This is a genomic window from Aeromonas sp. 160P (genome assembly GCF_055193095.1).
Window position 1 is genome coordinate 2,398,359 of sequence record NZ_JBUXKV010000001.1, and the last position, 14,691, is coordinate 2,413,049.

Consider the following 14,691-nt stretch of genomic DNA (forward strand, 5'->3'; position numbering starts at 1 on the left):
GTAAGATAAAGCACCCAATACGCTGTTTTCTGGTAGAATAGCGCCCCTGTGTGGGTCCCGGATGGGCTCACGGTCTGGTCTCCCAGGCCCAGTTTACCGTCTTGTGCTAAGGCGGGTGTAGCAATAGGTTCATCATGAGTTTTGCCGATAGTGTGTTTTTTTTAATGCTGCTGGTTGGCGGTAGTGTGTTTTTCTCCCTCTCCGAGATCTCTCTCGCCGCCTCTCGCAAGATCAAGTTGCAGGTAATGGCGGACGAAGGTAATCGCCAGGCCGAAAAGGTGCTGGCGCTGCAAGCCCAGCCGGGCAACTTTTTTACCGTGGTACAGATTGGCCTCAATACTGTCGCCATTTTGGGCGGTATTCTGGGCGAGTCTGCCCTGAACCCCGCTATCAAGCTGTTTGTCGCTCGCTTCTATCAAGGCCCCTGGCTCTCCGAGATAAGCTCGATCGTCTCTTTCGTCGTCGTTACCAGCCTGTTTATCCTGATCGCCGACCTGATGCCCAAACGCCTTGCCATGAGTATGCCGGAGCGGGTTGCCGTGGTGGTGGTACGCCCCATGCTGCTGTGCGTGACCCTGCTGATGCCGCTGGTGTGGTTCTTCAACGGCATGGCGAACGGGCTGTTCCGCCTGCTGCGGGTCTCCATGATCCGCAACGACGAGATCACCTCCGACGATATTTATGCGGTGATGGATGCCGGTGCCGAGGCTGGGGTTATCCAGCGCGAGGAGCATCAGCTGATCGAGAACGTGTTCGAGCTGCAGTCCCTTGGCGTGACCTCCGCCATGACGGCCCGCGAGAGCCTGATCTACTTCACCCTGCAAGAGGGCGAAGAGAGCATCAAGGCGAAGATTGCCGAGCATCCCCACAACAAGTTTCTGGTCTGTGACCACAACCTCGACAGCATCAAGGGCTTTGTCGACGCCAAAGAGCTGCTGATCCGCGTCATCAGTGGCCAGAGCATCGATCTCATCGGCGGCAATCTGGTGCAGAACGTCATCATCATCCCCGACACCCTGAACCTCTACGAGGCGATGGAGTACTTCAAAAATCACAGAGGTGATTTTGCCGTGGTGATGAACGAGTACGCGCTGGTGGTGGGGATTGTCACCATGAACGACCTGATGAGCACCGTGATGGGCGAGTGGGCGACCCACGTGGTGGAAGAGCAGATTGTGCAGCGCGACGAAAACTCCTGGCTGGTGGACGGGGTGACCCCGATCTCGGATGTGATGCGATCGTTCGACATAGAGGCATTCCCGGAAAGCCAGAACTACGAAACCATCGCCGGTTTTATTATGTTTATGCTGCGCAAGATCCCCAAGCGTACCGACTCGGTCACCTACGCCGGTTACAAGTTTGAAGTAGTGGATATCGACAGCTACAAGATTGATCAGCTGCTGGTTACCCGGGTTGAGCCGGTGGTGGCCGAGAAGCCAGCTCAGGAATCGTAAAGGAGCAACATAAGAGTCATGAAGATGCAGTCTCATTCCCGTGCGTTGGCCTGTGTCGCGCTCGCCCTGGCGCTGGGTGCCTGTAGCCAGAGTGCCCCGCGCAAAGCCACAGTAGCAGCCAAGCCGATTGCCCCCCAGCCTGCTGTGGTGGTGCCGCAGCCGGATCCCGATGCGGTGGTGCAAAGCGGCATGGCAGAGCCAAGCCCGGTCTTTGACGAGGAGTACCACGGCCCGGATCAGGGCTCGCTGGAGTCAGTGACCGCGCTATTTGCCCGCGGTTACATCGAGTCCGCCATGCGCGAGACCATGCTGGCCGCGGTGCACAACGACTATCCGCTGCTCGGTATGCGGGATGTGCGGTTGACCGATCCGGTCTCCAAATTCCTCACCTCCGAGCATGCGGCCATGACGGCTCATGACTACCTCTACGCCGGTGTGCAGCGTCGTCTCGGTCGTCCGCTCAGTCCTGCCCAGTGGGAGCAGATTTGGCGTGGCTTGCCGCAACAGGGACGGGTCTCCGACTGGGTCAAACAGATCAAGCGAGTGCTGGCCGGACGTTAAGCCGCCAGCGGATCAAGATAGTGATGAGGCCACCTTCGGGTGGCCTCTTGCATTTCTGCGTTTGTCTCGCCGTTTGTATGCTGATTTCTGCTGATACAGATTGCCGCCAGTGGCGCTTTGTTTTATCTTATTTTGGCCATCTAAACATCCGTATGTTTTTATGGCTGAATTGTAAGGGTGCTTCACCAGAATGGAGCCGGACGATCTGCAGCGATTCAGCGCGGAACCGCAGTTCAACAAGACAAACAGATAAATACGCAAATAAACAACGCACATAACAAAGAGACACGACAGATGGAAACCAGGGAATTGTGGGTGCTGGATGGGGGCATGGGGCGCGAGCTGGCACGGCGGGGGGCTCCGTTTCGTCAGCCCGAGTGGTCGGCGCTGGCCTTGATGGAGGCGCCAGAGACGGTGCGCGAAGTGCATCAGGCCTATGTGGCGAGCGGAGCCCGGGTCATCACCACCAACAGCTATGCGCTGGTGCCATTTCATATCGGCGATGAGCGTTTTTTTGCCGAAGGGGAGGCGCTGGCAGCGCTGGCTGGCCAACTGGCCCGTGAGGTGGCTGACGCGCAGAATGGCGCCGTGCAGGTGGCGGGCTCCCTGCCACCGCTGTTTGGCTCTTACCGCGCCGACCTGTTCAAGGCGGACAAGGTGAGCGAGCTGGCAACGCCGCTTATCCGGGCGCTGTCACCTCATGTGGATATCTGGCTGGCCGAGACCATGAGCCTGATTGCCGAGCCACTGGCCCTGAAAGCGCTGCTGCCGGAAGATGGCAAGCCGTTCTGGGTCTCTTTCACCCTGGAAGATGAGGCGCCGGGCAACGAGCCGCGACTACGTTCCGGTGAGCGGGTGGCCGATGCGGTTACCGCGCTGGTGGCGGTCGGGGTTGATGCCATCCTGTTCAACTGCTGTCAGCCCGAGGTGATTGAGGGGGCCCTCGAGGTTGCCCGCGCCCGATTGCAGGCGCTGGGTCGTACCGATATTCGCCTCGGTGCCTATGCCAACGCCTTCCCGCCACAACCCAAAGAGGCCACTGCCAACGACGGGCTGGACGAGATCCGCACCGATCTGGGGCCGCTGGATTACCTTGGCTGGGCCGAGCGCTGGCGCGCAGCCGGGGCGAATTTGATCGGCGGTTGCTGTGGCATCGGCCCCGAGCATATTCAGGCGCTGAGCAGCCGGTTGCGCTAAGGAGTCCCCATGAAAGAGAGCAAGATTGGGCTCTGGTCCCTCACCGCGCTGGTGTTCAGCTCCATGGTGGGGGCGGGGATTTTCAGCCTGCCCCAGAACATGGCCGAGGTCGCAGGAGCGCGCGCCGTGCTGATCGGCTGGGGCGTGACCGGGGTGGGCATAGTGGCGCTCGCCATGAGTTTTCTCTATCTGTCGCGGCTCAGGCCGGATCTTGACGGCGGCATCTACAGCTATGCGCGCGCCGGTTTTGGCGATCTGGTGGGCTTCTTCTCCGCCTGGGGCTATTGGCTCTGTGCCACCATCGGCGTGGTGGGCTATCTGGTAATCGCCTTTGCGGCGCTGGGCAGCTTTATCGATACCCCGGAACAGATCTGGTTTGGTGATGGCAATACCCTGGCGGCTTTTGTCGGCGAGTCCTGCATCCTTTGGGCGGTACATCTGCTGGTGGCCCGTGGCGTGCAGCAGGCGGCGCTGTTCAATCTGGTGGCGACCCTAGCCAAGAGCCTGCCGCTGCTGCTGTTTATCCTGTTCGCCTGCTACTGGTTCGACCCGGTCACCTTCGCGGCGGATCAGCAGGGCAGCACGTTGGCGGTGCCGGTCTCCGAGCAGGTGCGCAACACCATGCTGATCACCCTCTGGGTCTTTACCGGTATCGAGGGGGCGGCTGTGCTGTCGGCCCGCGCCAGAAACCGGCGGGATGTGGGCACGGCCACCGTGCTGGGGGTGGTATTGGCCCTGCTACTCTATGTGCTCATCTCGGTGCTGGCGCTGGGGATATTGAGCAGACCCGAACTGGCAGCCCTGCCCAACCCCTCCATGGCAGGGCTGATGGCCCAGATGACCGGCTCCTGGGGCAAGCTGCTGATCAGCGTCGGCCTGATCGTCTCGGTGCTCGCCTCCTACGTGAGCTGGACCCTGTTCTCGGCCGAGGTGCCGTTCAGCGCGGCCCGTCACGGTGCGTTTCCCGCCATTTTCCGGCGCCAGAACCGCAGCGGCACCCCCATCGCATCGCTCTGGCTCACCAGTCTGACGGTGCAGGTATGCCTGCTGCTGGTGTGGCTGCTCGGCAAGGGCTACACCAGCCTGCTGCTTATCTCGACCTCGATGATCCTGGTGCCCTACCTGCTGATCGGCCTGTTCCTGCTCAAGCTCTCCTTCAGTGGCAAGAGTGAGGGCGGGCAGGGCAGGGTCCTGATGCGGGCGGTGGCGCTGGTGGCGAGCGGTTATGGCTTCTGGCTGCTCTATGCCGCCGGGGTGGAGTATCTGCTGCTCTCCTTGCTGCTCTACGGGCCGGGCCTGCTGCTGTTTCTCTACAGCCGCCGTCAGCTGGGGGCGGATCTGCGCCTGAGCGGCCGCGAGCGATGGCTGGCCGGAGTGACCTTGCTGAGCCTGATCCCCGCCGTCTGGTCGTTTACCCATCTCTGATATCGAAGATGTGACTGACCATAAAAGAGAGCGCCACAGTGGCGCTCTCTTGTTATCAGGGACTGGTTATCAGGGGCTTGTTATCAGGGGCTTGTTATCAGGAACTTGCTATCCGGGAGTTGCTATTCAGGACGAGGGCTCAACGGCTGGCTGGCCCGGCCGGTTTGCCAAACAGCACGGCGAGTTTTTGTCGCCACGGCAGGCCACGGGCATCGCGCAGCATGTCGCGCCACTCGTGGAAGGTGAGGGTGAGGGGATTGAAGCTGTGGATCGGTTTGGTGATGCCAAAGCGGCACGGCTCGGCCGGGTCTTCTTCCACGAAGGTACCAAACAGCCGATCCCAGATGACCAGCACCCCGGCGAAGTTGCGGTCTATGTATTTGGCATTGCTGGCGTGGTGCACCCTGTGGTGGGAGGGGGTGTTGAAGATCCACTCAAGCCGGCCAAGCTTGCCCACCACCTGGGTGTGGACAAAGAACTGGAAGCCCAGGCTCAGCAGCACAGTGGCGACCACCGCTTCGGGCGGGAAGCCGATGACAATCATCGGGATCCAGAACAGCCACATACCGGAGACCGGATACATCAGGCTCTGGCGAAAGGCGGTGGAGAGGTTGAGCCGCTCGGAGCTGTGATGCACCACGTGGGAGGCCCACAACCAGCGCATATGGTGGCTGGTGAAGTGGAACAGCCAGTAGCAGAGATCCTGCAGCAAGAACAGCAGTAGCACGCTCCAGAAGGTGAGCTCGATATCGAACAGCCGCCAGCCCCAGAGGGTGTCATACAGGTAAACGATGGCGATGGCCGCCAGCGCATCCCCTCCTTGATGCATCAGGGCCAGCGCGGCGTTGGCGAACAAGTCTCGCCACTGGTAGGTGGCAGTGGGAAAGGCGGCGCCATGTTTGCGCAGGTAGAGCATCTCCCAGCCGATAAAGGCCAGAAAAATCGGGGAGAGATAGAGCAGGAGCAGTTGCACATCCATAAGCGGCCATCCATTCAGAGCAATTGCTCTCCAGCATAAAGGATGGCTTTAATATTTCATTAACATTTTATCGGCGCGGGAGCTGGTACATGTCGGCACGCTTGATGTCGGGTTCACCGTGACTGAAAGTTGCAACAGGTGCTCAGGAAATGACATGGGCTGGCTATGCTTGATGCAGGCTGTGTTGCGGGAGTATCGGGCTTATGCGCTTATGGATTTGTTTATTGCTGGTATTTTGTAGCGGCATTCACGCCAAGACCCGGGTCGAGATCCTGGCGGATGCCGCCTATCCCCCCTACTCCTGGCAGGAGGAGGATGATGTGAAAGGCATTTATGCCGACATCATTCGCGAAGTGACCGCCTCCATGAGTGACTATGAGGTGGTGCTCAAACCCATGCCCTGGCGGCGGGGCCTCAGCATGATCGAGCAGGGGGCCGCCTTTGCCATCTTTCCGCCCTACTACCTGCCTGATGCTCGACCCTATATCTGGCCCTACTCCCAGCCGATGCTCGATGAAGAGCTGGTGGTGATGTGTGGCGCCAGTGTGGCGGCCAATACCCCGCAGGCCAAATTTCCGCTCGACTATCACGGCTTGCGCTTTGGCATGAACGCCGGATTTTCCATTGGCGGCGATGCCTTCTGGCAGGCGGTGAAGGAGAAGCAGATCGACGTGGAGGAGGTGAAAAGCAACCGGGAGAACCTGCTCAAGATTGTCCGTGGCCGGGTCGATTGCACCGTCAATGATCGCCTCTCCCTGCTCTATGAACTGCTCAACATGATCAAGGGGGATCAGCTGGCGGTGGCCGATATGTCCCTGCTCAAACAGGGGCCGGTGCTCAGCAAGGAGCAGGGGTTTCTCGGCTATAGCCGCAAGGGGGAGTATCCCTACAAACAGGCCTTTATCGAACAGTTTGACAAGGAGCTCTATCAGCTCAAAAAACGTGACGGGGTGAAAGTGATCGTGGAGCGCTATCTGGGAAAGTCCCCGCGCTGAGCCGATGAGATGGGGACTCGGGTTCAGCTGGGTTGAGTCTGCTCCAGCGTGACGCATAACAAGAGGGACCTTGCGGTCCCTCTTCATTTATCCAGCAGTGAGTGTTTGTTACAGCACCTGACTCAGGAACTGGCGCAGGCGCGGGGAGGGGGGATTGTCGAAGAAGTCGGCCGGTTTTTCATCCACCAGCAGTTCGCCACTCTCCATAAAGAGCACCCGATCCGCCACTTCCCGGGCAAAGCCCATCTCGTGAGTCACCACCACCATGGTCATCCCCTCGCGGGCCAGCCCCTTCATCACATCCAGCACCTCTCCCACCATCTCGGGGTCCAGTGCACTGGTCGGCTCGTCAAACAGCATGATGCGCGGCTGCATGGCGAGCGCCCGGGCGATGGCCACCCGCTGCTGCTGACCACCGGAGAGCTGGGAGGGATAGCTGGCAGCTTTCACCGACAACCCAACTTTCAGCAGCAGCGCCTTGGCCCTGTCTTCGGCATCACGGCGCGACAGGCCGCGCACCTTTTGCGGCGCGAGACTGATGTTGTCCAGCACATTGAGGTGGGGGAAGAGGTTGAAGGACTGAAACACCATGCCCACCTCTTCCCGCAGCTTGTTGACGTCGCCCGGCTCGGTCAGGCAGATGCCGTCGACCACTATGTTGCCGTCGTTGATGGTCTCCAGCTGGTTGAGGGTGCGCAGGAAGGTGGATTTACCCGAGCCGCTGGGGCCGACGATCACCACCACTTCCCCTTCGGCCACCTCGGTGCTGACGTTTTTCAGGGCGTGCACTTCGGTGCCGTAGAATTTCTCTACTCCGGTCGCTTTTATGATTGGATCAGTTGCTGCGCGCATATTTCACCTCCAGACGGCGTACCAGGAAAGAGAGGGTGCCGGTGAGCACCAGATAGAGCAGGGCGACGGTAAACCACACCTCGAACGGGCTGAAAGTGGAGCTGACCACCTCGCGTCCTGCCTTGGTCAGATCGGTGATGGAGATGACCGAGACCAGCGAGGAGTCCTTGATCAGGTTGATGAACTGGCCCGCCAGCGGCGGCAGCACCCGCTTGAATGCCTGCGGCAGAATGACGTAGCGCATGGTCTGGGCCGAGGTCAGGCCAAGGCTGCGACCCGCCTCCATCTGCCCCTTGTGGATGGAGCTGATACCGGCGCGGACGATCTCCGCCACATAGGCGCCGGTAAAGACCGCCAGCGCGGCGACCCCAGCGGTGAAGCGATCGAGGTTCAGCACTGTGCCGATAAAGAAGTAGACGATGAAGATCTGCACCAGCAGCGGCGTGCCGCGGATCAGCTCCACATAGGTGACCGCCAGATTGCGCAGGGCGGGGTTGGGGGAGAGGCGCGCCAGCCCGGCCAGGGTGCCGAGCAGGATGGCGAAGATGCCCGCCACCAGCGAGAGCTTGACGGTGACCCAGACGCCCCAGGCGATGGGGCCAGCGGTCCAGCTCAGCTGGGTGTCGAGGGTATCGCCCCGAAAGATGGTATCCCCTTCAGCGACTTGTACGCCGGTGCTGGCGATGGCTTGCCGCACATTGGGGTCGAGATCGTCTTGCAGGAACAGCTTGCCTTGTTCTGCGCTGGTGGTGCCGGCAATCACTGTGCCGTCAAATTCGGCCAGATTATTCTGCTCCGCCTGATAGGCGATATATTGGGGAATACGTTCCCAGCGCCAGGTGTAATCCACGGACTGGACAGCCTTGTAGATGCCGAAGACGGCAACCAGCAGCATCAGCAGGAAGACCCCATGCCAGAGCAGCTGATTGGGCTGTTTTTCCATCTGTCTTGTCGCTTTGGGTGTGTGCACAGTCACAACCTCTTCTCGTTATTGTGTGGGGAGCTGCGTGGTGCAGGGGCGGCAAGGTGCCGCCCCTCGGAGGTTATTTGAGCTGGTTCAGCCAGGTATTGGATTCGAACCACTTCTTGTAGAGACGGTCGTAGCTGCCATCGCCCTTGATCTGGCGCAGATAGTTGTTGAACCAGTTGAGGGTGTCCTGATCCCCTTTGCGGATGGCCCAGGCCAGCGGCTCGAAGGTGAACGGCTTGTCGAGGTGTACCACGGCGCCCTGATTTTGAGAGGCGAAGATGGCGTTGTAGGGCAAGTCATAGACGAAGGCATCGACCTTGCCGTTGATCACTTCCAGCTTGGCGTCATCCTGGGTTTCAAACTGCAGCAGGGTGGCTTTTGGGATCAGGCGCTTGACCGCCTGCTCGCCGGTGGTGCCGAGCTTGACCGCGATCTTGTACTTGGGATCGTTGAGATCGGTGAAGGATTTGATTTCGCCCACCTTCTCTTTGCGCAGGACGATGGTCTGGCCGACCACGATGTAAGGATCGGCGAAGTTGACCCGTAGGTTGCGCTGGGGGGTGACGGTCATGCCGCCCATGATGACGTCGAACTTGTTGGTCAGCAGCGCCGGAATGATGCCATCCCAGGCGGTATTGACGAACTCGACCTTCACGCCCATCTCTTTGGCGACCATCTTGGCCAGATCCACGTCAAAGCCGATGTATTGGCCCTGCTTGTTGGTCATCTCGAAGGGTTGATAGCCCGCATCGAAGCCGACCCGCAGCACGCCGCGTTCGAGCACGGCATCCAGGGTGGAAGTGGGGGCCGGGGTCGGGGCCGCCGTGGCGATCCCGCAAAACAGCAGGGTAGAAAGAATCAGTTTTTTGATCATAAGTGACGTCTCTGTCGGTGGTGTGTTCGGCCTTGAACCTGATCCCGTGCGACTCCGTGGCACAAGAGACTGCTGCATCCGGCAACAGGCAAGACAGGATGAATGTCTTGAGCGGGACAAAAGCCCCATATGAGATGCTATGAATAGTGGTTGAGTGAAAAATGTACCAAAAACAGATTGTGTCAGAAGACTCAACAGGTTAGAGACATTTATTGCCCATGGCTTCATTCATAAAATCACACGAAAACAACATATCTATCTAATGGGGTGGGTTCAAGCCCAAATTATGCTTAAGACATTTTGTTACACAGCGAGGGGCTCGCATGTAGCTTTAGTCTGGTGGATCTCGTCAGCGGGTATGCATCGAGCATCTGGTGACGGCATGGCGATAGTGATATGGCAGCGCGAAAACAGGTGAACTGGATGTTTTTATTGTGAAAACGGTCAGGGCCCTCTGGGTCTTGGCAAACGCTTCTCATATACTCAGTTACCCTCTCTGCATGGCTTTGGTATGGACGCCTCACTACTGCTCAAGCTGGATATTTTTACTTTGATGATCATGGCCTTATGTGGCTATTGTCTCGGTTTCCTCACTCTCACCATTATTCGCGTGACTCACCATGATATTCCCGGCATCGGGGTCTGGTGGTGGTCCAGCCTGTTTGCCATGCTGGGTCAGGCGGGATTCGCCAGTCTGCTGCTGACCCCCACCCCCTATGGCTCCTGGGTTGGCAATGTTTTTCTGATTTTTCATGTGTTGTTGCTGCTGGTCTCCCAGCGCTGCTTCTTCCGTCAACCGCCCGGCTGGCGTGCCTGCTGGGGATTCATCCTGCTGTTTGCCATCATCATGACCTGGTCGGTCGCCATCGATGGCCGGATTGCGGTGCGGGTGATGATCAGCAGCGCCACCTTCCTCGTGCTCAGTACGCTGATCATTTGGCAGCTCTGGCGTCACGGCCGACCCGATTATCAGGTGGCAGTCTGGGTGCTGATTGGCCTCCATCTGGTGCTGATTGCCATGACCCTGATGCGGATGTTTGCCGTGTGGGGCGAGGTGATCGAAAGCCCGTTCCAGCGCCAGTTGTTCAACGTGTTGCCCTATGTCTCCATGTTGGTGGGTAGCTCCATGCTCACCTTCGGGGTGCTGCTGCTCTGCAACCAGCACCGGGCGCTAGAGTTGCGCTATCAGGCCAGTCATGACCTGCTGACCGGGTTGTTCAATCGCCGTGGTTTTATGGAACGTCTGGCCCGGGGACGGCCTGCACCACAGGGGGCGCTGGTGGTGCTCGATCTGGATGATTTCAAGCAGATCAACGATCGGCATGGTCATGAGGTGGGCGATCGGGTGCTGGAGCGGGTCGGGCTGGTGCTGCGCGAGCGGGAGGGCGTGTTGGCCGGTCGCTTTGGTGGCGAGGAGTTTGTGCTGCTGTTTCGCCATGCCACCGCAGACGAGGCGAGCGCCCGGTGCCAGTCACTGCTGGTTCAGCTCGCGGCCAGCGAGGTCGAGGGGATCCATATCACCGTCAGCATGGGGGTCGCCCACTGGCAGGGGGAGTGGCACTTTGACCGCCTGTTTCGCCGCGCGGATGACGCCCTCTATCGGGCCAAGCGGGAAGGGAAGAACCGAGTCTGTCAGGCAGCCTGATGCTGGGATGGATTCAAGGATAAAAGCAGGGCGCGGTGATCCGCGCCCTGGCTGTTTCCGCTTGTCGGATGTGGCTTGCCAGATGCCATCCGTTACTTTGACGCCGCTTGGGCGGTTCTCGGTGCCTGCGCCTTGAGAAAAGGCAGCAGCAGCAGGGCCGAGACGCCCGCCGCCACCGAGATCACCACAAAGAAGCCGTTCCAGTGCCAGATCTCCATCACCTTGGCCAGCGGATAGCCCGACAGCGCCGCCCCCATGTAGGCAAACAGGCCGACAAAACCGGTAGCTGCCCCCGCCGAGTTTTTGTGGGAGCACTCCGCCGCCGCCATGCCGATCAGCATCTGGGGGCCGAACACGAAGAAGCCGATGGTAAAGAAGCAGGCCGCCTGCATCACGTAGCTGAAGAAGGGCATCAGCCACAGCGATCCCACCGCCAGCAGGATCCCCACCGCAAAAATGAGGTTCATCGGGCCACGGTTGCCGTTGAATAGCTTGTCCGATCCCCAGCCTGCCACCAGCGCGCCGATAAAGCCCCCCACCTCGAACATGGAGATGGCGGAGTTGGCGCTCATCAGATTGAAGCCGCGCTGCTCGGTCATGTAGAGATTGCCCCAGTCATTGATGGCGGTGCGCACCACATAGACCAGCACGTAGCAGCAGGCCAGCAGCCAGATATAGGGGTTACCCAGCACATATTTGCGCAGGATCTGGCGGTGGGAGAGCCCCGCATCCTGGGTCTGCTGGGCCAGCTCCATGGCATCATTGCGCCACACGCCCACTGTCGGCAGCCCCATGGCGCTCGGGGTATCCCGCAGCCGCCAGCAGAGGAACAACCCCGCAAGGATGGCGATAAGGCCGGGCACTATCATGCCGTAGCGCCAGCCATGTTGCAGGGCTATGGTGCTGACGATGAGGGGGATGAGCGCCCCGCCCACGTTGTGGGCGGTGTTCCAGGCCGACCACCAGACCCCGCGCTCGGTGCGCGAATACCAGCTGGTGAGCAGCTTGGAGCAGGGGGGCCAGCCCCAGCCCTGGAAGAAGGCGTTGGCGACCCAGAGAGCGGCAAACATCCAGAGGGCTGACGAGAGGCCGAACAGGATATTGATGACCCCGGTCGCCATCAAGCCAATTCCCATGAAGTAGCGCGGATTGGCGCGGTCACTGATGATGCCGGAGAAAAACTTGGAGCAGCCGTAGGTGAGATAGAACAGGGTCCACAGCATGCCGATGTCGGACTTGTCCAGCATGCCGCTCGCCAGCATGTCCGGCATGGCGAAGTTGAAGCTCTTGCGGGTGAAGTAGAACACCGCGTAGCCCAGATACATGGTCAGCAGCAGATGCAGTCGCCAGTGGCGATAGGTGGCGTCGATCTCGGCCTGCTCACGAATGAGCGGCTGGGGCGGTGCGCTTCTCATAAAACTCAGCACAGGCTTGCCCTTTGGTGATGGTGGTGATCAGCCATGACTCTCCTCCCGTTTGCGACTGGGCAGGTTGACCGTCAGCTGGGTGCCGTGGATGCAGGAGAGCTGCAAGCTGCCGCCGAGCGCCTGCACCCGCTCGCGAATGCCGAGCAGGCCATAGCCCTGTTGCGGGCGACTCTGTGGCAGGCCGCGGCCATCATCTTCCAGCACCAGTTGCAACTGCTCGCCACTGGCCCGGGCACGAATGGTGACCGAGTTGGCATTGGCATGTTTGACCACGTTGTTGAGCCCCTCCTGACAGACCCGAAACAGGGTGACCCGCTGCGCATCAGAGAGATCCCCATCCGCCAGCTGCCACTCCAGCCGGGTGACGATGCCGTGGCGCTCCAGCTCCAGCTCCCGCAGCAGGGCGCGCACCGCCTGCTCCAGGGTCATGTCGTCGAGCTGGCGCGGGCGCAGGCGACCGAGCAGGCCGCGTACCGCGTCATAGATCCCGAGCGACAGGGTATCGATCAGGGCGCTGCTCTGGCCCACACCTGCGTTATCGGGAGCGAGGCGGCGCACTATGCCCGCCTGGGTACGAATGGCGGTGATGGTCTGGCCGATATCATCGTGCAGCTCGCGGGCCACCTCCTTGCGGATGCTCTCTTCGGTCTCCAGCAGCCGCTCGGTGAGCTGGCGATTGTGGGCGAGCTGGCGGGTTAGCGCCTGATTGAGTTCGCGCTGGCGCTGGATCCCGGCGCCGAGCAGCAGGCCGGTGAGGCTCTGGGCCAGCAGGGAGAGCAGCAGATCGAGGGGGTGATCGTGCCAGGCTTGGCTCGCCAGCAGGGCGATGGTGTTCATCAGGGTGGCGAGCAGCGCCCCCTGCCAGCCGTAGCGCCACGCCATGGCGATGATGGGGATGGCCAGACAAAACGGGGTGAAGCGTACCAGCGAGTTGGGCAAGCCCAGTTGCAAGCCAAGGCTCAGGATAAAGAGCAGCAGATACCAGACCAGATGGCGAAAGCGCCAGTCCACCGGCTGATCCACCAGCGCAGGGCCCAGCGGCACCCAGGTGGCGCGGGTGAGGTAGTGCCAGATCAACATGCAGGTCGTAGTGAGGGTCAGGCCACCGGTGAGGGTGAGCAGCAGGGCCGAGAGGCCATCTTCCCCCACCAGATACCAGAGCAGGGCTTGCAGCAGCGCCGCCGCCGTGACGGTGGCCAGCAGCAGCAACAGTTGCTGCCAGTCGTTGTATACCTGTTGGCGGCGGGCAATCCACAGGGGCAGCAGAGTGAGCACACTGCCCACGATCAGCCACTGCCAGTGGGGCAGCCCCACCTCCAGATTGAGCCAGTAGAGCAGCAGCCCTTCGCACAATAGCAGCGGCGGCCAGTAGTGGCCGGGGCTTTGCAGCAGCAACCCGAGGCGCAGGCCAAAGGGGAACAGCAGCACCGCCAGCGCCGGGCCACCCGCCAGATGCAGGCTGATGCTCCACAGGCAAAACCAGCCGGCGGCAAAGATGAAGCTGGCCGCCAGGGCGATGGCGACATAGCTGGCCAGACGGGAGATCACCAGCTATCCAGCATGCGGTGGGCCAGCTCGACGTTGTTGCTGACCTTGAGCTTGTCCATCAGGTTGGCGCGATGGACATGCACCGTCTTGGGGGAGAGGCCAAGCTGCTCGGCGATGGCCTTCACTTCCAGTCCCTGTGCCAGCAACTGGGCAATCTCCCGCTCCCGATTGGTGAGGGGATCCCGGCTGCTGCTGGCAAGCTTTTGGGCGATGTCCGGCGTCAGGTAGCAGCCACCCAGAGCCGCGGTACGCACGGCGGCGATCAGCTCGTCCGGGCTGCAGCGCTTGGAGAGAAATCCTTTGGCACCGGTTTGCAGTGCCTGCTCGATCAGCGCCGGGCTGTCGTGAACCGAGAGCATCACTACCGCCAGACCGGAGGGGAGCAGCTTGAGCAGCTCCAGCCCCGATTGGTCTGGCATCGAAATGTCACAGACGCAAACCCGCGCACCGCTGCCGGGCAGACCGGCAAGGGCGTCACTGGCGGAGCCGAATTCGGCGACCACCTGCAGATCGGGCTCCAGATTGAGCAGTTGGGCAAAACCGGATCGGACGATCTGGTGATCGTCGATAAGGGCAATTTTTATCATGATGTCAGCCTGAAATTCGGTGCGTCATGACCATGACGCGGCCAACAAGATACCTGCCCCCCGAGTCAGGCTCAAGCAGCAGCAGGAAAAGGGGCTAAAAACCGGGGGGCAAGGTGAGCAAAGCTTGATCGGGATCAGCTGGCAAGGGCGGCCAAGCGGGCCGGTCAACAGGGGGAT

13 protein-coding genes are annotated in these 14,691 nt (G+C 60.5%); 6 read left to right on the plus strand and 7 right to left on the minus strand.

Translation table 11 applies throughout. The annotated features are described in order from the left end of the window. The first annotated feature begins 134 nt into the window (after positions 1-134). The 4 genes from paeA (at position 135) to ACY8FN_RS11415 (ending at position 4,637) form a co-directional block, all read left to right on the plus strand. Positions 135-1,454, plus strand: a complete 1,320-nt coding sequence (gene paeA / locus ACY8FN_RS11400) for a polyamine export protein PaeA (RefSeq protein ID WP_101347505.1) — start codon at positions 135-137, stop codon at positions 1,452-1,454. Between the two features lie 18 nt (positions 1,455-1,472). Next, positions 1,473-2,015 (plus strand): hypothetical protein, encoded by a 543-nt coding sequence (locus ACY8FN_RS11405; RefSeq protein ID WP_303842657.1) that lies wholly within the window; start codon positions 1,473-1,475, stop codon positions 2,013-2,015. Between the two features lie 294 nt (positions 2,016-2,309). Continuing rightward, entirely contained in the window at positions 2,310-3,212 is a 903-nt protein-coding gene (locus tag ACY8FN_RS11410) for a homocysteine S-methyltransferase family protein (RefSeq protein ID WP_463100065.1), read from the plus strand. A 9-nt stretch (positions 3,213-3,221) separates the two neighbouring features. Further along, positions 3,222-4,637, plus strand: coding sequence for a basic amino acid/polyamine antiporter (locus ACY8FN_RS11415; protein ID WP_463100066.1), 1,416 nt, complete (start codon positions 3,222-3,224; stop codon positions 4,635-4,637). 139 nt (positions 4,638-4,776) lie between these two features. Here ACY8FN_RS11415 and ACY8FN_RS11420 read toward each other — a convergent pair whose 3' ends face one another. Beyond that, a complete protein-coding gene (locus ACY8FN_RS11420; RefSeq protein ID WP_463100067.1) occupies positions 4,777-5,616 on the minus strand; it encodes a sterol desaturase family protein in 840 nt (279 codons plus the stop codon). Positions 5,617-5,819: 203 nt separating this feature from the next. Here ACY8FN_RS11420 and ACY8FN_RS11425 point away from each other — a divergent pair, with 203 nt between their 5' ends. After that, positions 5,820-6,611, plus strand: coding sequence for a substrate-binding periplasmic protein (locus tag ACY8FN_RS11425; RefSeq protein ID WP_438578148.1), 792 nt, complete (start codon positions 5,820-5,822; stop codon positions 6,609-6,611). Between the two features lie 108 nt (positions 6,612-6,719). Here the strand turns inward: ACY8FN_RS11425 and ACY8FN_RS11430 are convergent, their stop codons facing one another. The 3 genes from ACY8FN_RS11430 to ACY8FN_RS11440 form a co-directional block, all read right to left on the minus strand. Next, complete coding sequence (locus ACY8FN_RS11430; RefSeq protein ID WP_098969085.1) at positions 6,720-7,463, minus strand: amino acid ABC transporter ATP-binding protein; 744 nt, start codon at positions 7,461-7,463, stop codon at positions 6,720-6,722. After that, positions 7,447-8,406: an amino acid ABC transporter permease gene (locus ACY8FN_RS11435; protein WP_101321456.1), complete on the minus strand. Its 960-nt coding sequence runs from the start codon at positions 8,404-8,406 to the stop codon at positions 7,447-7,449. The genes ACY8FN_RS11430 and ACY8FN_RS11435 overlap by 17 nt, the downstream gene beginning before the upstream one ends. Before the next feature lie 100 nt (positions 8,407-8,506). Then, positions 8,507-9,307 carry a transporter substrate-binding domain-containing protein gene (locus ACY8FN_RS11440; RefSeq protein WP_463100068.1) on the minus strand — a complete coding sequence of 267 codons (801 nt, stop codon included), beginning with the start codon at positions 9,305-9,307 and terminating at the stop codon, positions 8,507-8,509. 511 nt (positions 9,308-9,818) lie between these two features. Here ACY8FN_RS11440 and ACY8FN_RS11445 point away from each other — a divergent pair. After that, a complete protein-coding gene (locus tag ACY8FN_RS11445; protein ID WP_463100069.1) occupies positions 9,819-10,952 on the plus strand; it encodes a GGDEF domain-containing protein in 1,134 nt (377 codons plus the stop codon). Positions 10,953-11,044: 92 nt separating this feature from the next. Here the strand turns inward: ACY8FN_RS11445 and uhpC are convergent, their stop codons facing one another. From uhpC to uhpA, 3 genes are read right to left on the minus strand one after another with little or no spacing between them, the layout of a single operon-like run. Next, positions 11,045-12,379 carry an MFS transporter family glucose-6-phosphate receptor UhpC gene (uhpC, locus tag ACY8FN_RS11450; protein ID WP_463100070.1) on the minus strand — a complete coding sequence of 445 codons (1,335 nt, stop codon included), beginning with the start codon at positions 12,377-12,379 and terminating at the stop codon, positions 11,045-11,047. 27 nt (positions 12,380-12,406) lie between these two features. Then, positions 12,407-13,927, minus strand: coding sequence for a signal transduction histidine-protein kinase/phosphatase UhpB (gene uhpB, locus ACY8FN_RS11455; RefSeq protein WP_463100071.1), 1,521 nt, complete (start codon positions 13,925-13,927; stop codon positions 12,407-12,409). Further along, positions 13,924-14,514 (minus strand): transcriptional regulator UhpA, encoded by a 591-nt coding sequence (uhpA, locus tag ACY8FN_RS11460; RefSeq protein ID WP_101325220.1) that lies wholly within the window; start codon positions 14,512-14,514, stop codon positions 13,924-13,926. The genes uhpB and uhpA overlap by 4 nt, the downstream gene beginning before the upstream one ends. Positions 14,515-14,691: the final 177 nt, after the last annotated feature.

Coding starts and splice junctions, on each gene's coding strand:
- paeA (WP_101347505.1), top strand. CDS start 135: ATGAGTTTTGCCGATAGTGTGTTTTTTTTAATGCTGCTGGTTGGCGGT.
- ACY8FN_RS11405 (WP_303842657.1), top strand. CDS start 1,473: ATGAAGATGCAGTCTCATTCCCGTGCGTTGGCCTGTGTCGCGCTCGCC.
- ACY8FN_RS11410 (WP_463100065.1), top strand. CDS start 2,310: ATGGAAACCAGGGAATTGTGGGTGCTGGATGGGGGCATGGGGCGCGAG.
- ACY8FN_RS11415 (WP_463100066.1), top strand. CDS start 3,222: ATGAAAGAGAGCAAGATTGGGCTCTGGTCCCTCACCGCGCTGGTGTTC.
- ACY8FN_RS11420 (WP_463100067.1), bottom strand. CDS start 5,616: ATGGATGTGCAACTGCTCCTGCTCTATCTCTCCCCGATTTTTCTGGCC.
- ACY8FN_RS11425 (WP_438578148.1), top strand. CDS start 5,820: ATGCGCTTATGGATTTGTTTATTGCTGGTATTTTGTAGCGGCATTCAC.
- ACY8FN_RS11430 (WP_098969085.1), bottom strand. CDS start 7,463: ATGCGCGCAGCAACTGATCCAATCATAAAAGCGACCGGAGTAGAGAAA.
- ACY8FN_RS11435 (WP_101321456.1), bottom strand. CDS start 8,406: ATGGAAAAACAGCCCAATCAGCTGCTCTGGCATGGGGTCTTCCTGCTG.
- ACY8FN_RS11440 (WP_463100068.1), bottom strand. CDS start 9,307: ATGATCAAAAAACTGATTCTTTCTACCCTGCTGTTTTGCGGGATCGCC.
- ACY8FN_RS11445 (WP_463100069.1), top strand. CDS start 9,819: ATGGACGCCTCACTACTGCTCAAGCTGGATATTTTTACTTTGATGATC.
- uhpA (WP_101325220.1), bottom strand. CDS start 14,514: ATGATAAAAATTGCCCTTATCGACGATCACCAGATCGTCCGATCCGGT.